The organism is Rhodothermales bacterium, from assembly GCA_034439735.1.
Lineage (GTDB): Bacteria > Bacteroidota > Rhodothermia > Rhodothermales > JAHQVL01 > JAWKNW01.
Genome location: JAWXAX010000116.1, coordinates 1 through 25,613 on the forward strand (window position 1 = coordinate 1; position 25,613 = coordinate 25,613).

The window sequence follows — 25,613 nt, forward strand, 5'->3', positions numbered from 1 at the left end:
GGTCACGGGCCATCCAGGCCGGCACCTGCCGTTTCATCACCGAAGACGCCCAGCCGCCGACCAGCGTCAGTTCGGCGTCCGGGTGCTTCAAACGGCCAAAGGCCTCGATCAAGAGAGGCACCCCTTTCGTGGCGTCGACACGGCCAATATAGGCGATCCGGAAGCGTCCGTCGGCGATGCGTTCGGCAGGGGGCACAAAACGAGGATCGGCCGTGAGGTACGTTCTTTTAAGCTTGGACTCCGGGATGCCCTCGGCGAGGAGCGAGTCCCGGGTATACTCGGAATGGGTGTAGATGAAGTCGGCCTCGGCGTATTCGCGCATCGTTTTGCGCGCGAGCGCTTCGTTGAGCCAGGTATCGCGGATGCCCAGCTGCTTTGCGGCCTCGGCATGCCGGCGCTGCACGTTGCGCACATGGCTGTTGGCGGCGATGAGTTCCAGCGTGGTGTACCCGAGCGCCCGGGCGCGGCCGAAGGTGTGGAGCGACTTCCCGACAAACCCCATAAACGCTTCGGCGCGGACCGACAGCTGGCCGGCGACGCGTTTGTCGAACACCTCCTCCCCGATGTAACTCATCAACAGGGGCATGAACCGGAGCGGGGAATACCGCTTGAGCGCGGTCAGCTTCACAAAATCTACCCGGTGCCCGATCGCTTCATCGCCGGGCTTCAGGGTATGGGCGTAATACCCCGCCAGCTCCCCACTCGCTCGCGATTCCTCAACGAGATGAGCAAAATGCTGTCCCAGCCCGCCTTTTCCGAATGGGGTCCTGCAAGCAAGTAGGCGCATAGGGGTTGGTATTCCAGGCGAGACTCGTCGATCGCGAGCCTATCGTGATACGCAATGGGTATATGCTGCAATCATCCCGCCAGCCCTCAAACGCAGAAAGCGGCGGCCCCGTGAAGTCGTTTTCTAGCAGTTTATTGTAGGGTCATTCACGACTTCGATGCGACCTACCATTCCGAGTGGCTCTTCACGCGGGCCCGCTCTGTTTCTGGAGCCCGCCGAGCTTTTTCCGCATGCGCCCACGGACGCGGGCGAACATCATGGATTTGACGGTGTAGTGGCGGACGTGGCGGTTGCGGTACGTCTGGTAGCGCCAGTACAATTGTTTGATCCAGACTTCGAGCCGATCGGTGAGGCCGAGCGTGGCCGGCTCCAGTTCGTAGCCATAATCGGCCATCACCCGTCGGCAGACGGCCTGGATCTTGGCGATGTCGGCGGTATCAAGCTTCGCGCGCCACTTGTCGCGCATGTCGGCCGAGATGGGCCGTGTGGCGGCGGCGTTAAAATCCATGGCCGCCTCCTTTTTCATGAACTTGCTGGCGCCTTCGTGGAAGTCCATCATCGCCGGCTCGAATGCCTCGCCCAGGAAGTCGCACAGGGCGCGAATGGTGGGCTCCGGCGAGGCCACGATATCCTCGTACCGGAGCAAGAATCGCTGTTCGGCCGGCACATGGCGTTCGAGGAGCGCCCGCCCCTCGGTCATGAATTTGGCCCGCCCGAGCGCGTTGAACACGACGTCGTTCGGAAAGAAGCTGGTGCCGAGCATAGAGGAGACGCCGGCGCGCGGGTCGCGCACGAGGTGGATAAAGCGGGCGTCCGGAAACATCTCGTAGATGATGTCGGCATAAAACAGATTGCCCGGCGTTTTTTCGCCCCAGCGGATTTTCCTCTGCCGGGCGGCCCACGACTCGAGGACGCACTGGTAGGGGCGGCGGAAGTCGGCCGGACCCTCTTCCAGAATCGTATCGAGCAACTCGTCGCGGTCGATGTCGCCGAGCGGCTGGCAGTTGTTGTCCAGAAACTGCATGACAAACGACGTATAGGCCTCTTTCGTCAACCCGGGGTCCCGCCAGCGATCGATCGAGACGCCGGCGAGCGACGAGCCGAAATAGACGACCTCCTCCGGAATGGCGAGGTTCGGGTGCGCATTCAGGATCAGGCGAAGCAAGGTCGTGCCCGATCGGTTGGCGCCCACGATGAAGATGGGCGATTTCATGCGCGGACTACCTGGTCGAGCAAGTCGGCAAACGCTTTCGCCCGTGCCTGGTTGGTCATCCCCACCTGGAAAGCGGTCCGATCGATGGCCAGGTCGCCGCCGTCGAACGTCACGCCGGCCAGCCGCTCGATGACGGCGGCCATGGCCGTGGTATCGCGCGGGCCCACCAGATGGACGCCCGGTTTGTCGATCAGGAATTCCTGATTCTCGCCGGCCGGCACCGCCGCAAGGATCGGTCGATCCGTCATCAGGTACTCGTACGTTTTAGCGGAGATGCGCCCTCCGGGCGATCCGTCGGTGCGTTCGGGCAGGGCCATGAAGAGCAGATCGGCCTGCCGCACTTTGTCCTTCACCTCGGCGTGGGGCACTGGCGGATAAACGTGGACGAATCCTTCGATTTCGTGCATCCGGAGCACGCGGTCGACCAGTGCGACCGGATACTGGTTGCCGTAAACGCTGATTTCGATCCGGCCGGCCCACTCGGGGTGCCGCTCGATCACCTGGCGAATCGCGAGACCGATGTAGACCGGACTGTGACTGCGGTGGTCAAGCGAGACGAGGCGATACCGGCCCAGTTTCATCCAGGCGTGGTACAGCCGCTTGCCGAGCGACGGCGCCTCGCGATCGTCCAGGAACGGGTACCACCCGCTCATGCCGCCGGTGTAGACGATCCGGAAGGTGCCGTCGCGCGGGGGCGCCATGTCGGCCCGGTTCAACGGCCGCGCGCCCCGGCGGATGAGGCGTAACTTGGCCCGGTGCTTTTCCGGCTGCCGCGCCGCGATGCGTTCGACATTCCGTTTGGAGACATAAATCAGCGCATCGGCCTGGCGGACGAACCGGTTTTCAAGCCAGTTCGCCAGCGCGTAATGCAGCCGGGTCGGGTGGCTCGGGTTCATGTCCGAACAGGTGATGCTGTCGTTCAGGTTAAACACCAGCGGAAGCCCTGTGAGGCGCTTGAGCAGCAGGCCGAGGATGCCGCTGGAATAGGGCATCATGAAGACGAGGATCGCGTCCGGCCGGCGCTTGCGGAGTTGCCGGCGCGCCTCGAACAGGGCCGGCACGATCCAGAAGATGAAGGCATCGGGCCACACGAACAGGTCGATCAGCTTGCCGAGCCGCAGCCGTTTGAGCCACCGGAAGGCGCGCTCCGGCGTGGCCGGCGGCACCCGGTGGATCTCGATGTTTTTCCCCACCCGCGGATCCTTCGCGGCCGTGATCGCCGTGATGTCCCAACTCGCCTCCAGGTGCTCGAGCATGTTCTTGACACGGGAGGTCAGCGGGTACGTTTCAGGCGGAAATCGATAGGAGATGCAGAGCAAGTGCCTATTCATCCTCATCGCCCACCCATTTTTTCACCGTCCCGCGCGACCGTTCGAAGGGCATGGACGCAATTTGGTACGCCCGCATCCGCCGGTGCCGCCAGCGTTGAACCTGACAGTAGGCGAGCCTGGCCTGGAGCGACAGGTGCGCGCTTCCCGCCAGCCGCTCCCCGGTCAGGGTATACCCCATCTCCTCCATCAGAGGTCCGCACACGGCTTCCACGAGGGCGATCTCGCTTGTCGCCAGCCCACCCCGCCACTTATCCACGCTGGCCGTGGAGATCGGCTGTGTCAGGGTATTGACGCCGCCCAGTTCGGCGGACGCCGGGTGGATGTTGGTTTCGGACTCGCGGTAGAAGTCCAGCATCGCCGGCTCGAACGACTCGCCCAGGAATTCGCACATCCGCCGCGCGGTGTCCTCGACGCCGGCGACGAGGTCCTCGTATCGGATCGTCATCACGAGCGACGCCGGCACCGCCCGCTTCAGCAGCCCGTACCCGTCCTTCACCGACAGGTACCAGTTGAAGGCATTTAACACGCTGTCGTTCAAAAACCGGGCGAATCGGTTCATGGAATAAACGACGGCGCGTGGATCGCGGACGATGTGGATGAACCGCGCCTCGGGGTACAGCGCGTGGATGTAATCGACGTAAAAGAGGTTTTTGGGCGTTTTTTCGCCCCAGCGCTCTTTGCCTTGTTCCGTCAACCAGGCGGCCATCACGCTGTCAAGCGCGGCCCGAAGATCGGTCGGGTGCGCCTTCAGGATGGAGGCCTCGAGCGCGGCCACATCCACCCGGGTGAAGATGTGGTGCTTCTTCGTCAGGAAGGCGTGCAGGAAGTCGCGCTGGGTCGCGGCGGTGAGCCGGCCCCGGGCCGACGCCGTAAGCGCGCCCTTTTGCATGGCCTGCGTAAAAAAAGCCAGCTCCTTGGGCACGCCGATGCGCGAGTGCGCATTGAGCAGCAGCCGGAGCATGGTGGTGCCCGAGCGGCTCGCGCCGACAATAAAAAATGGCGTGGGTGTAGCGGACATGATGCGGGGTCGCAAGCGTTAGCGGCGGAGATCCGCCTTTTCAACGTGCCGGCCGCTGAGGTGAGTCACAAAGGCCTTTGACGCCTCCCGGACACTCCGGGCCAACCGGCGCGGCATGCGGCTCACATGGTACCAGCCGTCGAGCAGCCGATTCAGGACGCCCCACGGCAGGCGGGCGCCGCCATGGGTTTCTCGCTCGTACCCGAGCGAGGTCAATTCGTCGCCGGCGAGCCAGTCGAAGCGCTCGCGCTGAAAACGAGACCAGGACGTCCACCGGGCGCCGGCGTCGAAATTAGCGGGCTTCTCCTTCGGCTTCCAGGTAAGGGCTTCGCCCTCCTTCGACTCGAACGAGGAGCCGTAAATGGGGGTCTGGCCGGCCTTCTCGAAGTCGTAGCGGTTTGCGTCCAGCTCCAGAAACGTGAAGATATCCTGCAGGCTGGCGGACGTCTCGGCGCTCAGCCGCTCGTATTGCACCACCTGGAAACGAAACGCGGCGCTGTCGCCCCGTTCGCGGAAGCGGGCGATGGCGCGCGCGGCGGCAGCCCACTCGCGGGTGGCGGTCTCGAACTTCCAGCCGAAGCCGGACATGCCCGAGGCGACGACCGATCGGCCGTCCCGCACGATCACGAGCAGCGGCGAGTGCCGGAAGTAACGGGCAAACAGGTTCAGGTTGGCGACGCTGGGCGTTTTGGTAACGATCCGGCGCGCGCCGGAGAGCGACTTCAGGAACGCCGCCGCGCCGAGCCCGAGGCGGTCCGCCAGCGCCTGGACGAACCCCTCGTCGGCCCCCCAGTGCCCCCACTGCCAGCGGAGCCGGCCGACATACCGGTTCAGGCCCTCGATGTGGTGGAGCAGATAGTCTTCACGGACCGGCGTCGTGTTGATCGCCCCGCAGTCCGGATGCTGACACAACAGCCGGTGCAGGAAATTTGTCCCACTCCGCGGCATGATACCCACGATAAAGATGGGCTCGCGACGCCAGTCGACCGACGAGCCCGCCGCCAGCGCTTCCGATGTTTCGTTATGGATGGGCGCTTCGACCATTCCGAGTAGGGGTTGTTGTATGAGGGAATCGATCGTCAGGCTATGCTAGTTAAGCTAAACCGTGTACCCGAGCGCTTCCGCCACGGGCTGCACGATCGGCCGGACTTCCGCGCGCAGCGCGTCGGTCCACTCGAAATCGAGCCCATCGAAGTGTGCCTGCGCGTTCAGCTGTTTGCCTGTCACGGCCCGTATGGCCCCTTCGTCGGGACACGGGACGCCGACGAATGCAAACAGCTTCCTGTAGATCTCCATGTCGTTACTGAAGAATGCGCGTGCGGGCAGATCGAGCCGCCGTTCTTCAGGCAGGGTATCAAAAAAAGCCCGCGCGTACCCGTTGATGCGCGCCCAGCGCCAGGCTTCACGCTGGAGATTCGAGTACGAATCCCAGGCGGCATACGCCGGATCGTCCGTCCGCGGGTGGATGCGGGCGAAATTCCACGCCATGTTGCCTCCCTGGTAGGCGCCGCGCTGCATGCCCGACCGGATGACCTGGTAGGGATCGCGGTGGGAAAAGATAAACCGGCTATCCGGAAACGCCGCCGCGAAGGCTGGCGCCATGTAGGTGATCCGGTTGTTGGATTCGACGTAGACGCGCCCTTCGGCGCTGGCCTCGAGCACGAAGTCGTCCCGAACGGCAAGCGCAAACGGCTGCCAGCGTTCCATCCAGCCCTCCTGTTCGTCCATGAACGCCTCGTAGGAGGCGCGCACCAGGCGCGGCGCCGGCTCGTGTTGCGCCAGCACCTGCGGCGATAGGCTCAGCATCGACGCCATCGTCTGCGTCCCCGTCCGCCCCGTCGATAACGCAAAAACGCAGGGGAAGCCGTTCCACGCGCGCTCGTACGCCTTGCCTAGCGTGAGCTGCAACTCCTTCTTCTTAGCGATGCGCCCGCGTTCGAGATACCGTTTCAGCTTGCGGTGCATCCGCGAGAGCGCCGCGTCGGCCTGCGTTACGATGGCTGTGGCTATACTCATGACCTCCGAATTTTACCTTTTTGCCTTCTTCCTTTTGCCTTCTTCAAACGCCGCCGGGTTACTTCCTTTTGCCTTCTTCAAACGCCGCCGGGTTACGCTGCGCTAACCCGGCCTACGGGTTGTTAAAATGCCATTGCCATCAACAATCGGCTAACCCGGCCTACGGGCTCATTTTTAATGTTTAATCTTGGATTTTTAATTTTTTATCACGCTTCGATGGCTTGCTGGAACTGGATCGAATGAAACTCCCAGAGTTTGCCTTTTTTCCGGAGCAATTCGCTATAGGGCCCTTGTTCGACGATGCGGCCCTTTTCGACGACCACGACCCAGTCGGCGTTTTCGACGGTGGATAGCCGGTGGGCGATCGCGATGACGGTCCGGCCGCGCATGAGGCGTTCGAGGGATTGCTGGACAAGTTTTTCGGAGACGCTGTCGAGCGCGCTCGTGGCCTCGTCGAGGATGAGGATGTCCGGGTCCCGGAGGATGGCGCGGGCGATGGCGATGCGCTGGCGCTGGCCGCCGGAGAGGCGCATGCCGCTATCGCCGAGGACAGTGTCGAGCCCGGCCGGCATGTCCGCGATGAACTCCAGCGCGTTCGCCTGACCGGCGACCTCAAGGATCCGCTCGTCCGGGATGTCGCCAAGGCCGTACGCGATGTTGGCGCGGATGGAGTCGTTGAAGATGAAGGTGCTCTGGCTGACGACGGCGATCTTCTCGCGGAGGGACCGGGAGTTCACGTCGCGCAGGTCCACGCCATCCCACAACACGCGGCCCTGTGTGGGGTCGTAGAAGCGCGGGATGAGATCGACGAGGGTCGATTTGCCGGCGCCGGACGTGCCCACGATGGCCGTCGTTCGGGCGCGCTCGATGCGGACGTTGATGTCCTGCAGCACCTCGCTGTCGCTGTCGTACCCGAAAGACACGTTTTCGAATACGATGCCTTCCTTCAGCGATTGGATGGTGCCCTTCCCCTCGACGAGGTACGGCTTGTTGTCGGTCCGGAGCAACTCCGCCACGTTGATGAGCGACCCATGGAGGCTAGCCCAGGTGCCGCGGTTTTTGTTCAACTCGGTGATGAGCGGCATCATGCGCACCAGCGCGAAGACGAAGGCGAGCAGCAGTGCGACATCCAGTTTACCTGGCAATACATAATATTGCGTGGCGACGAGGATGATGACGATAAGTAACGTGCTAATGACGCCCTGCGAGATCGGGGTGACCTTGAGGCGCTCGTACCCGTTGCGGATCATCGCCTTCGCGAGCCGATTGATGGCTTTGTTGACCCGCCGGCGCTCGAAGTCCTGCGTGTTGTAGGCCGCGATCGTCCGCACCCCGCCGATCAACTCCGTCAGCGTGGAGGTGAACACCCCGCTGGCCGAGGTGACCCGCTCGCCACCCTTCTTGATGCGCTTAAAAAACCGCCCGAGGGACAACGAGAGGCCGCCGAAACAGACCAGGATGATCAGCGACAGCTGCCACGAGACGTAGAACATCAGGCCGACATACACCAGCATCAACGCACCACGGATGATGAAGACGTTGATAGCCTGGAGCGACTGGATGACGCGGCTGATCTCGGTCGTGAGGCTGTTGATGATCTCGCCGGCGCGCGTCTTCGAGAAATACCGCAGCGAGACGGACAACAGCTGGTCGATGATCCGCGCCCGCATCCCCTCGACATATCGAACCCGCGCGATCGTGGCATAATACTCCGACAGAAACCCGAATATCGCCCGCAACCACGACGCGACGAGGATGATACCACAGATCCGGTACATGCGTTCGAGTTGCGTCCCATCCACATGCAATACCCAGGTATCGAACCACAGCCACCCCGTCTGGAACGTCTCCACATCCGTATCTGCGATGTTGCGCAGAAACGGAATCAACATGCCGATGCTGGCGCCCTCGAAAACGGCCGTGAGGAGCGCAAACAGGCACGTCAGAAACAGAAAGTACCAGTGCTCACGAAAGATGCCCAGAAGAATGCGGACCTCTCGGCTCAATCGTTTGCTAATAAATGAAATCATGAGATAGTGGTTGGCATGTTGGCGGGCATGTCCCGAGGGACGGCGGCTCTAGCCGACGGACTCGAAGGGTCGCAGGTTAGCAAGTTGGTAGATTCCAAGGCTACAGTGGATGATCACATCCCATAAAAACCTGTAACCTGTAACCTGTCAACGTGCAACTATACATTCCCAATACGGATGATCAGCAGCACCAGCGCGGAGGCGGCGCCGATGCCCGAGAGGATGGTGCTCAGACCAAAACGTTGCTTCGATTCGGTTTCCAAATACACGATGTCGCCCGCCTGGAGCGCCGGGTAGGCGGTGCCCTCGGAAAGCATCTTCTTCACATCGGCCGAATAAATTTCGTTACGCCGGCTGACGGTGCCCCTGTACACGTGGATGAACACCTTTTCCTTCGTCTGCGAGTTGCTCTGGCCAATGTTGGGGACCTGGGCCGCCGTCAGCAACTCGAGAAAATCGACATCCGACTCCACCTTCCAGATGCCCGGGGAGGACACCGCGCCCCAGAGATAGATCATCATGGTCGGCCGGCCCGGACGCGAAAAGTCCACGATGCGCTCCTCGGGCTGCGCCATACACAGCGAACTCGTGAAGGCCAGGACGACAAAACCAAGTACTACGCTTTTTGACAGAAAACGCGGCATCAATACACGGGAGGAAGAGATCATGGAATATCACCGGGGGGATAAATCGTGGGATCAGTCGAATAGGGCTGCATAGAGGTCGTCGGGGCACGACGACACCTCTACGGTCGATCCGGCGGAGGCGGTTACGAGAAAATATCCGCTAAAATAACACGGCGATTAAGAAGAAGGCTCCGACCCCTGGCAGACCAGCGACCGGAGCCCTCCTTCGGCTTGCAGTGTGTTGGGGGCCAGCGGCTTACGCTCTGGTTCCGCTCGGAACGGGTTGGTCGTAGCTGTAGGAGCTATCGTACCCGTAGATGTAGTATCCTTTCATGCCGGCGCGGCGCGCGTCGAACCGGTTGAGGATCACGCCGGCGACAGTCACGCCGACCGCTTCCAGCGTCTGACGCGTCACAGTCAGCGCCTGCTGGTCCGTGGCGTCGGCGTTTACGACAACGATCGTCGCGTCGCAGATCGTCGACAGCACGACCGCGTCGGTCACGGCCAGCACTGGCGGCGAATCCACGATGATGGTATCGAACATTTCGCGCAGGCTATTAATGCCGTCTTTCAAAAGAGACGAGCCGACAAGTTCGGACGGACGGTTCGAGGTGGTGCCGGCCGGGATAAAGTGGAGGTACGGGATCGTGGTCTCGAACTCCTCCAGCAAAAACTCTCCGGGATGGGTGAGCAGGTCGACAAACCCCGGCGCGCGGTCGCGGCCCATGAGCTTGTGGCACGAGGGCCGGCGCAGGTCCAGGTCGATCAGCAACGTCCGTCGGCCGCTTTCCGCCATAGCGATGGCGAGGTTGACGGAGGTGACGCTTTTGCCGTCGCCGGCTTCGGGGCTCGTAATGAGCACCACCTGCGGCGGGTTGTCCTCGAACAAGAAGTCGATGTTCGTCCGCGTCAGCCGGTAGTTCTCGGCGATCGACGAGCCCGGTTGGAGCGCGGTAACCAGGTGGGCGTTCAGCTGAGCGCCGTTGTATTCGACGAGTTCGCTGCCGCCGTGGCTCTCCTTGATGTCCCGATGCATCTCCGGAATCACGCCGACCAGCTGGAAGCCCATGTCCCGCACGTCGGCAGGCCGCGCCACGCGGCGGTCCACCGCCTTGCGCACGAACGCCATGCCGGTGCCGAAACCGAGCCCGAGCAACAGGCCCAGGACGAGGCTCTGCGTGAGGTCGTTGCCGACAGGCAGGGGCTGCTGAGCTTCGCGGATGATGGAGACGTTCCCGATGTCGGACTGTTCGGCGATTTCGGCCTGCTGGAGCTCCTGTTGGAGTGTTTTGTATCCCTGCTCCACCACGGCGCGCTCCCGTTCGAGCTGCTGGCGCTCCAGCGTCATCGTCGGGATGGTACGCAGCTTCTTCTCGGCCTCGTTCACCCGCCGGCTCAACGCGTTCACGTTAAACGTGAGTTCGTTGATCGCCATGTCCTTCTCGAGGATCTGGGCCCGGAGCTGCGTGGCGTAGCTGAGGGGCTCGACTGTGCCGCGGGTTGTCGCGGTGCCGGCACTCAGCGTCTCGCTCACAAGCTGGTACGCCAGCGCATTTTTGCGCTCCTCGAGGTTCTTGATGCCGACGATGAGTTCGTTGAGTTCGGGGACTTCACTCTCCCGCCCGCGACGCGTCGGATCGTAGATGTAGTACTCTTCGGCCTTCATTTTCTCCTCGGCGATCCGTTCCTGAAGCGCCTGAATTTCCGAATCGATGCCCGAGCTGACCTGGCTGACCAGGTTCGGCGCGACGCGTTCGTACTCCTTCGCCAGATGCTCACGCGTCCGCTGCTCCGCCTGCAACTCCAACTCCTTCGTCTCCAGATCGGAGGTCAACGTCGCGTACTGGGTGAGAAACACCTCCCCCGTCGTGCCACCCGAAATCGCCTCGCTGCTGCTGAACATGGCCTCCCAGCGGTAATCCAACGCCGCCAGCTCCTCGCGGCGTTTGGCGAGCAGCTCCTGGACGAACTGGCGCGCCTGCACCAGGCGGGCGCGGCTGCGTTCCTTGTCCATCAGCTGGTATTCCTGCGCATAGAGATTGGCGAGGCGGACCGACTCGACCTGCGATGGGCTCAGCGCCTTGATGGTGATCATGTTCTGCTCGGACGGCAGGAACAGCACGCGGACGCGGATCCGCAGGGCGATCTCCTCGAGTGTGAGCGGCGGGCTGCCCTCCGGAGCGCTCAGCACGGAGAAGTAGGCGTTCGAGCCCAGGGCATCGGCCACTTCGATGAGCCGCTGCGCCACGCGCCGGCTCAGCTCGCCCGAGTTGTTGAGGAAGCTCAGCTCGTCCGCCTGGGAGTTCACGCTGACGCTGTAGGTGGACAGGCGGTCGGTCGGCGACGCGGCCGAGCTACCCGAGGCGATGGACACCAGGCTGGACGCCTCGAACAGGGGCGTCTCGGTATATTTATAGGCGACGATGCCGGCCGAAATCAGCATACAGGTCACCAGGATAATCCACTTACCCTGGAGGATCGTATTCCAGATCTCGCCGAGATCGATCGACGTCTTCTCAGGCGCCGCCATCTGCGGAAAAACCGCGCCGTTTGCGCCGGGCCTTTCGGCCGGTAACATCGACGGCGGTACGCGTCTTTTTTTCTCTAATTGATTCATATTCTTGGACGAAACCCCGAGGGGGGGATATACATGTGGTAGCTCTCCTTTCGGATTCGTACGCTGGGTCGGCGACGCCGGGGGGTTTTTCCCCGAGATGATCACGCGCCAGGCCTTCCGTAGGTCGCACCGATGCTCGAGCATGTACTCGGTTTGTCCGAAGCGCCGGCCATCGAGGCACCGTGACCCCGACGACCGGTTGGTAACATCCGTTCGCTCAACTGGCCCCGTGGCCCGTCAATACGACCGGGATGGTTTTGAGGAGGATGTAGTAATCGAGCGACAGCGTCCATTCCTTTCGATAATTGACGTCGATTACGACACGCTCGCCAAAGCTAAGTTGATTGCGACCCGACACCTGCCAGAGCCCGGTAAGCCCGGGGTTGCACGCCAGCACCACGCGTTCCTTACCCAACATCTGAGGTGTTTCGGATGGAATGTACGCGCGCGGGCCGACGAGGCTCATATCGCCTGTTAATACGTTCCAGAGCTGAGGCAGCTCATCTAGACTGTATCGGCGAAGGACCTTGCCGATTGAAGTCACCCGCGGATCGTCACGCAGTTTGTGGTAGATTTCGTATTCCTGTCGTTGCACCGGGTCGTTTCGCAGAATCTCTTTCAGTTTCTCTTCGGCGTCCACGTGCATCGTGCGAAACTTGATAACGCCAAACGTGCGCTTTTTGTGGCCGAGGCGCTGCTGGACAAAAAAGAGCGGCCCGGGGCTCGTGATCTTGGTCATCAGCGCGACCGCCAGGAAGAGCGGCGCGAAGGCGATCAGCATGCCGCTGGCGAAGGTGATGTCCATGCTGCGCTTGATGATACGCTGGAAATACGCCAGCTCCCTCGGCTCCCAGGTCTCGACATAACTCTCGATATCCCGGGCGTCGACCAGCACCGGGTGGTCCGGCGTATCGCCGCGGACGACGAAGATCTGATCGAAGATCGACAGGGCCTTGAGGGTCCGCAGGTACATGGTCTCTTCGGCGCTGTCCAGCGCAAGCACCACGAACGGGATCCGATGCGTCTGCGCGAGGGTCCGGTAGAGGCGCGTGCTAGACAGGGTCGGGATGCCCATGTACTGGCCGTTTTCGATGTCGTCCTGCAAGAGCGCCACGGGTTTGACGCCCAGCTCAGGCGAACGTCGGAGCAACTTCACGGCCTCGCGGCCCGCGACGCCCCGCCCGATCACGAGCGCGGACAACCCCCACCAGGAGGCGCGCGAGAACATGATCCGGGTGAGGACGCGCATGAAAGGCACGAAGAGGATGAGCAGCGGCCCCGCCACGCCGATGAGCAGGAAGAGGCTCCGCGCGCTCGGGGCGACAAACGAAGCCGGCAGCATTAACCCGAGAAAGACGAGGACCGAGGCCTTCGTCAGCCCGGCCAGCTCCTGCTGGGGTTGGAGCGCGAACGGCTGGTAGAGGCTTCCGGCGGCATACGCCACCAGGAAGAGGGAAAATGCAGGGATCAGGAGGAACGGCTCGGGGAGCGCCAGCCCCGTCAGCTTCGAGGCGACGAGCAGGGCGTTTACCACTGTGCACAGCGACACGACGTCCGCCATGACAAGTGTGAGCTGGGTGAGGCGCTTGGAGGTCGACAGCCGCGTCTGCTGCTGCGCGATCGTCCGTACGGCGCCCGTTTCAGTGACTGTTGGGGCCGCAAGCGAAGAGGTGTACATGTTGTCAGCGTAGCCTTTCATGAGATCCATGTCGCTATTCGATTCCGGTTGTCATGAACTGCGTATATGCGCGCTCAATCACGTCACTAAACGCGGTGCGAAAATGATCGGCCGAGAACCGAAGGGCATTCTCGCGGATGCGTTCGGGGTCGAGCCGGCTGTAGTTCGCATCGAGGGTATCGAGCGCCGCGCGAATGCCGTCGGTCGTTTGCTCGTAAAAGAAGAAGCCGGTTTCGCCCGGAATGACCGTCTCGGTCGCGCCGCCGCGACCGTAAGCCACCACCGGCGTCCCGCATGCCTGGGCCTCGACCGGGATGATTCCGAAGTCTTCTTCCGCCGCAAACACGAAGGCGCGGGCGCGCTGCATGTAATCTTTCAGCGTGGCGAAGGGCTGGAAACCCAGCATCGTCACGTTTTTGCCGGCTTTCTCCGCGATCCGGTCGTACTCGGGGCCATCACCGATCACCACGAGCTGCTTGTCGGGCATCTGAGAGAAGGCTTCGACGATGAGGTCGATCCGCTTGTACGGCACAAGCCGCGACGCCGTCAGGTAGAAGTCATCCTTCTTTGGGTGGAGCGAAAACGCCGTGGTGTCGACGGGCGGATACACGACCTCGGCCCGGCGGCGGTACGTCTTCCACACGCGGCGGGCGACGGTGCGGGAGTTGGCGACGAAGTGGTCCACCCGGTTCGCGCTGATGGCGTCGAACAACCGCACATAGTGCAGGATGGCCTTCGCGAGCAGCCCCTTCATGCCCCGCTCCAGGTTGCCCTCCTTCAGGTACTGGAAGTAGAGATCCCAGGCGTAACGGACGGGGCTGTGGACGTAGCTGATATGGAGCTGGTCGGCCGTGGTCAACACGCCTTTCGCGGCGACATAACTCGAGGAGACGACGACATCCGCGCCGCGCAGATCGAATTGCTCGGTGGCGAAGGGCACGAACGGCAGATACATCCGGTACTTGCTGCGGGCGAACGGAAGCCGTTGGATGAGAGACGTTGTGACCGTCTTGCCCTGGAGAAACGCACGCTGATCCTCGGGCAGGAAGTCGATTAAGCTGAACAACCGACTGTTCGGCAACACATGGATCATCTGCTCAAGTACGCGCTCGGCGCCGGCATATACGGGCAGCCAGTCGTGCACGATGGCTGTCTGAACCGAGGGAGGCAACGGCCATCCACTTTTCAACTCACGCCGGATGGCCGGCTGCGTAGCTTGAGTCGCGGTGGCTATGTCCAGATCGCTGTACATTACGTCGATTGCGGTAGGTGATCGTGCCCGGGTGCGCTAGCCATCGTGAGCAAGAGTGGTCGCTTCGGAGGCTGTACACACATACAGCGCTACAAACATCGGGAAAACCGACACGCGAACTGTCTCGATGCTATCCAGAGTGTGTCACGAAACTATGGTCTTTCGCGGCCGGGGGGCACGTCTCAGGTGGATGATTCGGGGGGAGCGAGACGACGGGGAGAGGCGCTGGGGTGGTGCACGCGCGCATTCGCCGGGGGCATACCTGATCTCGAACGTGCCTTAAAAATACGCCGGCGCATGCGGCCGCCCGTGCCTCTATTGACCGATCCTGCGCGAGCGGAATGGCGCGGAAAAAGCCGGATGGGTGCGCCAAAAGCGCATTAGATAAGGCAAAAGGGAAAAGGGAAAAGGGAAAAGGACCTGCCCCCTGTTTTCTCTTTTGCCTTTTGCCTTTTCCCTTTTGCCTTAATGCAAGTGTCTCTGCCCGTGCATCCACTGGATGGCGTACTGCATGAGGCCGGAGACGGAGTCCAGCCCCAGTTTCTCCTTGATGCGCCGGCGGTAGGTCTCGACGGTCTTACGGCTCAGGTGCAGATTATCGGAGATCTCGCCGAGGCCGGCGCCATGGCCCAGCATCTCGAAGATGGCCATCTCTCGGTCGGTCAGCTTCCCTACGATAAACCCGTTATGCTGCTCCTTCACGACCTTGCCGAGGATGCGCGAGGTCATCCGCCGGCTGAGGTAGACCTCCCCTCGCATGACGCTCCGGATGGCCTCGACGATGTGCCGCGTGGGTTCGCTTTTCGCGAGGTACCCGAGGGCGCCGGCGTGAATGGCCCGCTCGGCGTACGCCAGCTCGTCGTACATGGAATAAACGAGCACCTGGATGTTCGGATACTGAGCGCGGATGTTCTGCACGAGGTCCAGCCCATGTGCGTCCTTCAGAGAAATATCAACCACCGCGACGTCCGGGCGGACACCTTCCATCAGGGTGAACGCCTCACCCGCCGAACTGGCCTGGCCACACAACTCCATGTCGATCTTATCGCGGATCGTGTAGGCCAGGGCTTCCCGTATCGCGGGATGGTCATCGATGACCATAACCTTGATTCGCCTCGAAAAAATGTCGCGCGTGGTCTGGGGGGGCATCGCGTTCCAGAGAGTATTCACGCTCACAATGCTTCAGGTTGACTGGGCACTCGTAGGTGCAAAATACCGGCAAAACGCACGGCGGGAGGAGGGGGCGCGGTATCCAGAACGATCAACCAGATAGACGGCGCCGGGTCTACGAAGACCGCGGCGCATCAAAAAACCCGACCGGACGTGGTGGAGATGGGGCTTTCAGAGGCTCTGGTGTCGTTGTCGATACGCAAGGTATCCCTCCGCCGGGTTCCAGAGCACAACCTTTGGCAGAGAGATCGTAGGTAGTTTTAGCGCATATCCTGTAGCCAAACAAAAAGCCGGCGCGATGCGCCGGCTTTGAAGAAGAGTTTACGCTGAACGACGCCCGGACGAGGTTTCCGGTCTGGCGTTTAATGGGATGCCTGAGAATCGCTCTGTCCGTAGCGCCACTGGACGGCGTACTGGAGCAACTCCGCGACGGTCTCGAAATCGAGCTTCTCCTTCACGCGGCGGCGGTAGGTTTCGACGGTCTTACGGCTGAGATTGAGACGCTGCGTGATTTCCTGCACGCTGAAGCCTTCTCCGAGCATCTGGAAGACGGCCATCTCTCTATCCGTCAACTGGTCGATCGCAAAGCCGGGGCTTGAGGAGCGGCCGGTAGCGATCTTGCTCAGCATCCGCGAGGCCATGCGCCGGCTGAGGTACACCTCGCCCTGCATCACGCTGCGGATCGCTTCGACGACGCTCTGTGTGGGCTCGCTTTTCATGAGATAGCCCGAAGCGCCGGCGCGGATCGCGCGCTCGGCATACACACTCTCGTCGTACATCGAAAACACGACCACCTGCACATGCGGGTACTGCGCCCGGATGTTCTGCACGAGATCGAGGCCGTGCGCGTCCTCCAGCGAAATGTCGATCACCGCCACGTCGGGCTGCATCTTCTGGACGAGTTGAAACGCCTCATCGGCGTTACTCGCCTGACCTACAAGCTCCATGCCCATCTTGTCGGCGATGATGTCCGCGATGGCTTCGCGAATGGCCGGGTGGTCGTCGACTACCAGTACGCGGATACGACCGCCTGTCGACTTGGCCGAACTCATGACCGGGGTGTTGATTTCAGCGGAATTCATCTAATCTATCCTGTGGTTTCTCGGGTGAACAACCTTAAACGGGTTCATTTAAATGATTACGGATCCAGGAATTCGCCCCATCATCTTCCTCTACGTATCGGTCCTTTTTTTACATCCATAACTGACCTGTCGCCGTGGTCCGCGATGGCCGCTGCGCACGGCCCACGTGGACACGATGGATCATGCCCCTACGCGAACTGCGTCAACTCATGCCGGAGCAGGTTCTCCTTGATCACACAGCGTACTCTCGTTCCTTCGCCGGCGGCCGACGTAATCTCGAGGGCACCTTTTATTGTCCTGGCACGGTAATCCATGCTGTTGAGGCCTAGCGACTTACCCGTGCGCACCGAGGGGTCGAACCCCTTGCCGTTGTCTTCCACCGATAGCATAATCTCGTTGCCCCGTGCATTGAGTGCGATCAGAATTTGAGACGCTTCGGCGTGCTTCAGTGCGTTGTTCACGGCCTCCTGAGCGACTCGGTACAGGTGCATCTTGGTGTCTTTCTCCCAGACATCCACCACGCCGTCCGTCATAAACGTGCAGGTGATGCCTGGCAGACCGGTCGTATTGTGCGCCAGCTCGTTGAGCGCCGTGGCCAGCCCTTCGTAAAAAAGCTGCGTCGGCGTAAGACCCCGGTAGATCTCCCGAACGCGCCGGGAAGCCTGCTCCGCGAAGCCAGACACCTTTCGGGCCTGAACGGCGCTTTCGTCTTCCTGGGCGGCCAGTTTCTCCGCCAGGTTCTGGCTGAGCATCCGCACGCCGGTGAGCAGCTGCCCCACCCCGTCGTGCAGGTCGCGACCAATACGCTGCTGTTGCTCTTCGAGCGCTTCGACCATCTGCCGCTCGAGCATGACGCGCTCGGTAACCTCGACACAGCTGCCCCAGACGCGGATCAGCGTGTCGTTCTTGACGGTGCCGACGGCGTTGATGACGAAGTGGCGCATGGCCTTGCCGACGCAGGCGACGGAATACTCGTGGTTGTGGAGCCGGTAGCCGGACCGGACGAACTCCTCGACCAGCGCCACCTCCAGGTGTGGCATGACGACATTCAGCCGCCGGCCAAGCACGGTTTCGGTGTGCCGGCTGCCCAGCAACACGGCCATCACCCGGTTACACTCGGCCAGATCGGCCTGTTCACAAAATGCGGCGACCTGCAAGGAGATCGAGCGTAGCGTCGACACCGGCTGCTCCAGTTCGATGCGCCAGATCGCCTCGGAGGTCGTGTCGACGAACGTGCGGTAACGTTCTTCGCTTTCGCGGAGCGCTTCTTCGGAGATCTTGCGCTCGAAATAGGTCGACAACAGGTCCCCCAATACACTCAGCACCCGGCTATCGGCCTCGCGCCATTCCGGTGGCCGCCCGCCATATTCTACCCCCAGATAGCCGTGGAGCTTGCCGTGCGGCGACAAGACGGGCACGGCGAGGGCCGTCTGCGTCCCCTGCTTCGAGGCCCGGGAAAGCCGCGTCCCGTTCCACTTACACACAAGTCGCTGCGCTTCGACATTCGCCCCGGGTCCAAAATCGAACACAGGGAGCGGTCCGGTGTCGGCCGACGACTTTTCCCAGATCCGCGGTTGCGACAACTCGTGCAACGCCGCCGGCGAAGCCTGCAGCAACTGCTTGTCCGACGGGATCTCCACAAAATACACGGTCTCGGCCCCCACCGCCTCGCCCATCAAGCCCAACAACTGCTCGAAGTTCACCGCTCCACCCGAGACCAGCTGCTGCGACGCCTCGACAAGCGCGCTCTCGACACGCATCCGGTGTTCGATCCGGAGTTCCTGCTGGCGGTTGGCCGTCACATCGCGTAATACATCGCGCAACACGACGATGGCGCCGAGCACCTGCCCCTGTTCGCGGAGCGGCGTCACCGACAACGTCACCTGGCGCGTTCGCCAGTCCTTTAATACCAGAGTGTCTCGCCCCGTCCAAACCCCTTTTCGCTCCAAATCGGCCTGAACAGCCGCATCCTTCTCGAAGGGGGTGTTGCGTTGCCGGACGAGCGATTCGTAGGGCTCACCGATGGCCTCACGGGCCGAGAGACCGAAGATGATCTCGGCGCCCTGATTAAAATAGGTGACCAGTCCCTGGCGATCTATAGCCAGGATCGCCTCGCTCACCTGGCTCAATATCTGCGATTCGAGCACCGATGGGTAGGCGCCGTCCCCATCCGACCAGGACGCCGGCACGTGATCCGCCGTCAGCGTTTCCAGCCCCTGTTGTTTTTCTATGGCGCCGCCGATACCCAAGGATAAGCTTTGCAAGATCGATTCGTCGTTAGTGGTCCACTGGACGCTCTTTACAAAATGCTCGAGACCGATTACCCCCCAATACCTCCCACCTACGAGGATCGGCACAAACAGGTAGGACTTAACGGCCGCGTCCACGGGGTTGGATGGATGGGATGCCCGTATCGCCCGGCCGGCGGCGAGGCCCGGCGCCCAATCCGTATACTGCAGAAACAGGGCGTGGCGTTCGAGCGACGCGCCGGCTCGGGGCCCGCCGGCCTGTCCGACATGCGGCGCCAGCCAGTGGGCGACGACCTCGAGCCGGGGCGGTTCGCCCTCGCGATGGTGGGCGACAAACGCCCGGTCCAGCTCGAGCGTCCGGCCCAGCGATCGCAACGCCGCCTGCAGGGCGCGAGGGAAGTCGGTATTAAGCAAGAGCTGGCACTGCGCCGCTGCAACGGCCCAGAGCAGATGCGCCTGACGCCGATCCCCGTCTCCGCGTATGCGGGCGGCACGGTCCTCCGGGCGCTCCATCACACTGTCAACCGTTTTTTGCATCGGCCGCACGCTGCGAATGATCTGTCGGTAGGGGGGATTGCGAATAGGATCTATTCTTGCACGATAAAACGATCCAGAGATCCTCGCACAATGCGGAAGGCGGCGCACCGTGAGGCCGAATGAGGGTGCCTATTTTGGTGCCGTGACGCTCCGTGTGTCCGGCCTCGGAGTCCAACTCCGTACCGGGCGCAGGGTGCAGTTTAGCCAATGGCGCACCGGGTAAATGTCACAGAACTATGCTCATTCGGTCGAAAGGTGATCGCAGGGGCTGGTATCTGGCTCCAGATTTCGCATCCGTCGCCGTACAGAACGAATAGCATAAAAGCGCCCACCCAACGAGCCAATTGTATTGACGTATGTCATCCTTCCCTGGCGTCTTAGAACAGAGCCTGCTGCTACAGAGCGCCTATCCAGTCGCAGCGCCGCATAAGCGGCTGCAGCCGGATCCTGCGTCGCTCTCCGCGCTCAACTGGCAATTTGTGCTGAAGCAGGCTCGCGCGCACAGCATCCTCCCGCTCTTGCACCGGTTTCTGAGCCAGAACCCGGAGTGGGCGCCGCCCGTGGATGTCATGGCATTCCTGACCAACCACGTACGCGAGCAATCCGTCACCAACCTCTTTCAGCTGCGCGAGCTGCTTCGCATGCTCGACCTGCTGAGCGCGGAAGGCTTGCGTGTGGCGCCGTTTAAGGGCCCGTCGCTAAGCGCTTACCTGTATGACGACGTGGGAATCCGGCCCTTCAGCGACCTGGACGTGCTGATCGCTCGCGAGGATTTCCCGCGTGTGAAGGCCGTCTTCGAGGCCAATGGGTACCACGCATTCCGTACCTTCAACGCGGACGAAGAAGAGGCTTTCCTCCATACCCAGATGGGCTACGAGTTCGTCCGCAACGACGAACGGGTCGTATTCGAGGTGCACTGGTCGTTCCTCAACCGTGTCCACACGTTCCGGCTCGATCCATCGGAGGTACTCGCCCGGGTGCAACCGATACCGCTCATGGGTAAAAAGGTACTCATGTTCGAGCCGGCGGATATGCTCCTTTACCTTTGTGCCCACGGCTCGAAAAGCTTCTGGGAGCGCCTCCGCTGGATCAGCGACATCGCCGAACTGGTCGTCCGCCACCAGCATGACGGCACCGTGGAAGAGGCGCGCCGGCGCGCACGCGAGATCCAGTCCGAACGGATGTTGTTGCTGGGGCTCGACCTCGCGCAGCACCTGCTGGATATCGAGCTTCCCGGTGACATGAAAAAAGAACTCCGATGGGACGGCACCGTGGGGCAGCTTACGAATGCCGTCGTCCAGCACCTGTTCACCGGCCAGGAGCTGCCGCCGAAATACCAGCTCAACTTCCACCTGCAGATGCGCGAACGTTTTCGCGATCGCCTGCCGTATTACTGGCATATCGCGCAACTGTACCTGTACGGAAACGAAAAGGATCGAGCGATGATCGCCCTGCCGGCCGCCCTTTCGTTCCTCTATCCGTTCGTCAAACCCGTCCGCCTCATTCGTGACAAAATGGGCCTTGCCTCCGCGTATGCCGGCGACGAGGCCGTTCAATCGAAACACTGATCGTACCTATCACTCCCGAAACCAACTGTGTATTTTATGGAACTCCGCAAGAAGCAACCCTCGGCCCTCGCCCGCCGGATCGAACACACGGTAACCATCCGCGGCGATAGCATGCTTCCAGACCTGGCGCCTGGCGAAACGTACCATTACGTGCCGGCGGACCGGGTCACCCACGACGGCCTCTACATCCTCCGGTTGGATGGGCACGAAATGGTCAAGCAAATCCAACGCCTGCCGGGCAACCGGCTACGCATCTCGAGCATCAACACCCGCTACGCCACCTACGACGTCCAGGAAGATGACCCCACCCTCGTCATCCTCGGCCATACCCTCGGCGAGTCCATGAGCGCCGACGCACTGTTCAGGGCGCGCTGACCAGGCAGGTTGCAGGTTGGCAATTACGTGTGGATGACTTAAAAACCTGTAACCTGCAAACCTGCAAACCTGTAACCTGCAACCAATTTCGTACATTGTCGGCGTTCCTCCACCAGAACGAATACCGATAATGAACAATAAAACGATAGCTCGCTTCCTGAAGGAGACATCCGCCCTGATCGATCTCACGGGCGGCAATATCTTTCGCGCACGCGCCATGGAAAACGCGGCGCGCACGATCGAGCGGCTCGATGCAGCAGCAATCGATCTATTGCAGGCCGGCACGCTGACGAACGTAAAAGGCATCGGGGACGGCCTTGCCGCGCAGATCAAGGAGCTCGTTCAAACGGGCAGCTTTGAAGTGCGGGATGAACTCCTCGGCGCCATCCCACCCGGCGTACTGGACATGATGCGCATCAAGGGCCTCGGCGCAAAAAAGGTGCGCGCCATCTGGCAGCAGCTCGAAATCACGTCCATTGCCGGCCTGGAAGAAGCCTGCCTGATCGGCCGACTGGCGGACCTCGATGGCTTCGGCGCCAAAACGCAGGAGAATATCCTCGAGAATATCCGGCTCCTGAAGCAGTACAGCGCCCAACGTCGCTACGCCGACGCCGTCGTTCAAGCCACCCCCCTGATCGAGGGGCTCCGCGCCCAATTCGCCCAGGTCGAGCCGGCCGGCGTCTTCCGCCGGAAATGCGAAACGGTCGATCGGGTCGACCTTGTGGCCGTGGCGGATTCCGCCGACGTACTCCTTTCGGCCGCATCGGTGTTCTTGACCGATGCCGTCGTCGCCGAGGGGTCCAGAGTGACCGGCACCCTGCCGGACGGCCTCGCCGTCGCGATCCATCAAGCCGCCGCTGACCGCTTCGGGGCGTTCTGGCTGGAGCAAACGGGCTCCGAAGAACACCTCGCGGACCTGAGAAGCCTCCTGGGCAAGATCCCGCCCGAGGCCGACGAGGCCGCCATCTACGCCAGGGCCGGCCTGGCCTGGGTGCCGCCGGAGTTACGCGAAGGACGTGGGGAGATCGAAGCCGCCGCGACCCGGCTGCCCAAACTCATCGTTCACGAGGACTTGAAGGGCTCGCTCCACAACCATTCGCGCTACAGCGACGGCGCCAACAGTCTCGAGGAAATGGCCGAAGCCACGCGCGCCCTTGGCCTTTCGTATTTCGGCATCTGCGACCACAGCCAGTCGCTCGTCATCGCCAACGGCATGCCGCCCGAGCGGGTCGCGCAGCAACAAGAAGAGATCCGCCGGCTCAATGCCGGCTACGCCGCTCAGGACATTAAATTCCGCATCTTTAGCGGCATCGAAAGCGATATCCTGCTCGATGGCTCGCTCGACTATCCCGAAGAGATTCTGGCGTCGTTCGACTTCGTCGTGGCCAGCGTTCATAGCGGGCTCACCATGCCAGAGGCCGAGGCAACCGCGCGTCTGCTCCGCGCGATCGACAACCCCTATACAACGATCCTGGGACATCCTACCGGCCGGCTCCTGCTCGTCCGTGAAGGCTATTTCCTCGATTACAGCCGCATCCTCGATGCGTGCGCCGAGCGGGGCGTCGCCATCGAACTCAATGCCAATCCCTACCGGCTCGACCTGGACTGGCGCTGGATCAAGGAGGCGACCGACCGCGGCATCCTGATCTCGATCAATCCGGACGCGCATACCCGCGAGGGCTTGTTGGATACCCGCTGGGGTGTCGAGGCGGCCCGTAAGGGATGGCTCGAAGCCTCCATGTGCCTCAATGCCCTGTCCCTCGATGCCTTCGCGGCGTGGCTGGCGGTGCCCAGGAAGAAACGGACCCGCCCGTAGCGTCGTACCAGCGCTCCACTCATTGCGGCCGGATGAACACACGACCTCGCCTACCCTTCCCTATTCCTCACCTGCCCTCCGGAGCCACCCTCCCGTTTATCGGCCTGGGTGCGCGGATGCTGGGCCCACTCGTCGCCGTGTTTGTGCTGGCTGTCACATCCATCGCCGGCATCTGGTTTCTCGCGTACGGGCTCGACGCCAGCGCCCCTGATGAACTGGAGATAACCACACTCCTGGCGCCGGCCCGGGTCGGCTGGTTCGAGGATGAGAGCATCAGGATCGAGGCCGAGAACGAGCTGGATGCCGCGACGGCGCTGGGATATGCCCACGCCGTGTCGTATCTCTGGCCGATTTCCCTCTGGCGGCAGACGGCACAGGGCGCTCTCACGGCCTGGTTTGGACCGGATCTGCTCGAACTCGATCGATTCGCCCGAGAGCTGCGCTTCGATGCCCTTGCGCAGGAGACCTTTCGGACCCTCCCTACCGATCAACAGGCCTATCTCCGCGCGTACGCGGCGGGAATCAACAAAGCCTTCGATGAAACGGCCTTCCTCGCGCAAGATGAATTCGCGATCCTCCAGGTGACACCGGCCCGCTGGCGGCCGTGGCACACCCTGTCCGTCGAACGGTTGATGGGATGGCTGGCCGTCCGCCTGGATACTACCGCCGCCGGCGACGTCCCCATTCCGGCCTCTTTGCGCCGCTTCCTGGCGTCCGATCGCCAGCTGCGCGGCTGGCTCCAGCTCCACAGCTTCGATTATAGCTTCGCCTGGGTCCACCGCGACTCCTCCGGCGCCGTCCTGGGGCAGCGGCATGTGACGGGCTCCACCCCCATCCCCCTCTTCCTCGAAACCATTGTGCGGACACCCGCCGGCGAGCGCATCGTGGCCGGCATACCGGGCACGCCTATCACCCCGGCCGGTCGCGTCCGGGGAGCCACCTGGGCCATCCTACTCCGTAGCGTGGCCCAGATCGCGCCGGCCTCGGCCCACCTCTCGCGCGATACCCCCATGATCTACGAACGGATCGAGGGGCGCAACGGCATCGAATTTCTCCATGCCTTTCGACCGGGGCGCGGCCATTTGCAGTTTCTTGCTGTCCAGGATACAAGCGACGCACTGCCGGACTCGGCTCTGACGCTGTTCTGGGCCGGGCTCGAACCGGGCACCGACCTCGCGGCGTGGCGTGCCTTGCCGGCCGGGCCGGACTCCGCCTTCACGCTGTTCGACGGCGCCGGCATCCGCATGCAACCCGATGGCGCCTGGGCACTCTCCGGTAGCCCGGCCTTCCAGACAACCTCGGGCCCGATCACCCTCGTCGGCGATACGCCATGGACGCCTTATCTCGCGCGGCATCTGGACGCCCTCAACAGGCTGCCAGAAGGAGTCGATCGATTCGCCGGCTGGAACGAGGACTGCTATAGCGAATGGGCCGCAGACCTCGCGCCGCGTTTCCTGGCTGCGCTCGGGCGGTCGGACAGCCTCTCGGCCATGGATCGGGACGCCCTCACGTACCTCCGCAACTGGGACTTCACGTATGCCCGCGCCAGCATCGGGGCTTCCATCTTCGATGCCTGGCTCGACGGCCTGAATGGCCGGCGCCTCACCACCCACCCGGATGCCTTCAGCACCCTGCCACCGGATGACACGCTGCTCGTGGCATTTAAGCGGGCCGTCGCGCACCTGGCCGATACGCTGAGCAGCGACCTCAGCACCTGGCGGCTCGAAAACTACCACCCGGTCACCTACCGCTATCCGGCCTGGTCGTTTGCCAACACCGTGGATACCGACCGCCTGCGCCTTTCCGAAACACGTTTCGCCCCACTCCAGCTCCCGGGCCGCGGTCATCCCTCGACACTTTGCTGGGGGTCGTTCCAAACCGGGGATCGCTTCCAGTCCTCCGCTACCTGGGATGCCTGGGCGTACACGCCGCCCAACGACACCCTCTACACCCGCCGGCGCGCCCTGGACGCCTCCGGCTTCCTGGGCCGCTATCGCATCCCCGTCCAGCCTCCCGGCGCCCACCGATTACATCAGGACGCCGAGCCGGCTTCTGAAACGAGGCTGGTCCCGGCGGATTGATAGCGACTAGACTTCCATCGGCATCCTCCACAAAGGCTCCGCAACCATGGCTCCATCTCGCATCTTCCTCGGCATCGATGCCGGAGGATCCAGGTCCCGCCTTCGCGGCATCCAGAAGCCAGGTGAGCGGGCGATCGATCGGGAAGGGCCCGGCGCGAATCCGCAAC

Annotated in this window: 18 protein-coding genes; 4 read left to right on the top strand and 14 right to left on the bottom strand. The window is 62.3% G+C overall.

The genetic code is table 11. From position 1 onward, the window contains the following. The 14 genes from SH809_09000 to SH809_09065 form a co-directional block, all read right to left on the bottom strand. Positions 1-787: hypothetical protein (locus tag SH809_09000; GenBank protein MDZ4699828.1), on the bottom strand; the 787-nt coding region annotated here is incomplete at its 3' end. Positions 788-971: 184 nt separating this feature from the next. Then, complete coding sequence (locus SH809_09005) at positions 972-2,000, bottom strand: sulfotransferase (protein ID MDZ4699829.1); 1,029 nt, start codon at positions 1,998-2,000, stop codon at positions 972-974. Next, positions 1,997-3,319, bottom strand: a complete 1,323-nt coding sequence (locus tag SH809_09010) for a glycosyltransferase (protein ID MDZ4699830.1) — start codon at positions 3,317-3,319, stop codon at positions 1,997-1,999. Before SH809_09010 ends, SH809_09005 begins: the two co-directional genes overlap by 4 nt. 4 nt (positions 3,320-3,323) lie before the next feature. Further along, entirely contained in the window at positions 3,324-4,349 is a 1,026-nt protein-coding gene (locus SH809_09015; protein MDZ4699831.1) for a sulfotransferase, read from the bottom strand. A gap of 18 nt (positions 4,350-4,367) precedes the next feature. Then, the gene (locus SH809_09020; GenBank protein MDZ4699832.1) at positions 4,368-5,393 is read right to left on the bottom strand and encodes a sulfotransferase; all 1,026 of its coding nucleotides are present in this window, start codon (positions 5,391-5,393) and stop codon (positions 4,368-4,370) included. Between the two features lie 54 nt (positions 5,394-5,447). Continuing rightward, positions 5,448-6,365, bottom strand: coding sequence for a sulfotransferase (locus SH809_09025; GenBank protein MDZ4699833.1), 918 nt, complete (start codon positions 6,363-6,365; stop codon positions 5,448-5,450). Between the two features lie 206 nt (positions 6,366-6,571). Further along, positions 6,572-8,395: an ABC transporter ATP-binding protein gene (locus SH809_09030; GenBank protein MDZ4699834.1), complete on the bottom strand. Its 1,824-nt coding sequence runs from the start codon at positions 8,393-8,395 to the stop codon at positions 6,572-6,574. Between the two features lie 158 nt (positions 8,396-8,553). Next, positions 8,554-9,063 (bottom strand): hypothetical protein, encoded by a 510-nt coding sequence (locus SH809_09035; protein MDZ4699835.1) that lies wholly within the window; start codon positions 9,061-9,063, stop codon positions 8,554-8,556. Positions 9,064-9,277: 214 nt separating this feature from the next. Continuing rightward, entirely contained in the window at positions 9,278-11,551 is a 2,274-nt protein-coding gene (locus tag SH809_09040) for a polysaccharide biosynthesis tyrosine autokinase (GenBank protein MDZ4699836.1), read from the bottom strand. A gap of 304 nt (positions 11,552-11,855) precedes the next feature. After that, a complete protein-coding gene (locus SH809_09045) occupies positions 11,856-13,337 on the bottom strand; it encodes an exopolysaccharide biosynthesis polyprenyl glycosylphosphotransferase (GenBank protein ID MDZ4699837.1) in 1,482 nt (493 codons plus the stop codon). A 13-nt stretch (positions 13,338-13,350) separates the two neighbouring features. Beyond that, a complete protein-coding gene (locus SH809_09050; GenBank protein ID MDZ4699838.1) occupies positions 13,351-14,568 on the bottom strand; it encodes a glycosyltransferase family 4 protein in 1,218 nt (405 codons plus the stop codon). Between the two features lie 465 nt (positions 14,569-15,033). After that, entirely contained in the window at positions 15,034-15,717 is a 684-nt protein-coding gene (locus SH809_09055; protein MDZ4699839.1) for a response regulator transcription factor, read from the bottom strand. Between the two features lie 383 nt (positions 15,718-16,100). Continuing rightward, on the bottom strand, positions 16,101-16,820 hold the full coding sequence (locus SH809_09060) for a response regulator transcription factor (protein MDZ4699840.1): 720 nt from the start codon (positions 16,818-16,820) through the stop codon (positions 16,101-16,103). Positions 16,821-17,008: 188 nt separating this feature from the next. Beyond that, a complete protein-coding gene (locus tag SH809_09065) occupies positions 17,009-19,606 on the bottom strand; it encodes a GAF domain-containing protein (GenBank protein MDZ4699841.1) in 2,598 nt (865 codons plus the stop codon). A gap of 356 nt (positions 19,607-19,962) precedes the next feature. On the opposite strand from SH809_09065, the gene SH809_09070 reads away from it, so the two are divergent. The 4 genes from SH809_09070 to SH809_09085 all read left to right on the top strand — a co-directional run bounded on the left by SH809_09070 (position 19,963) and on the right by SH809_09085 (position 25,446). Further along, entirely contained in the window at positions 19,963-21,174 is a 1,212-nt protein-coding gene (locus SH809_09070; GenBank protein ID MDZ4699842.1) for a nucleotidyltransferase family protein, read from the top strand. Between the two features lie 36 nt (positions 21,175-21,210). Continuing rightward, on the top strand, positions 21,211-21,549 hold the full coding sequence (locus tag SH809_09075; protein MDZ4699843.1) for a S24 family peptidase: 339 nt from the start codon (positions 21,211-21,213) through the stop codon (positions 21,547-21,549). 130 nt (positions 21,550-21,679) lie between these two features. Further along, positions 21,680-23,365, top strand: a complete 1,686-nt coding sequence (locus SH809_09080; protein MDZ4699844.1) for a PHP domain-containing protein — start codon at positions 21,680-21,682, stop codon at positions 23,363-23,365. A gap of 32 nt (positions 23,366-23,397) precedes the next feature. Next, the gene (locus SH809_09085; protein MDZ4699845.1) at positions 23,398-25,446 is read left to right on the top strand and encodes a penicillin acylase family protein; all 2,049 of its coding nucleotides are present in this window, start codon (positions 23,398-23,400) and stop codon (positions 25,444-25,446) included. Positions 25,447-25,613: the final 167 nt, after the last annotated feature.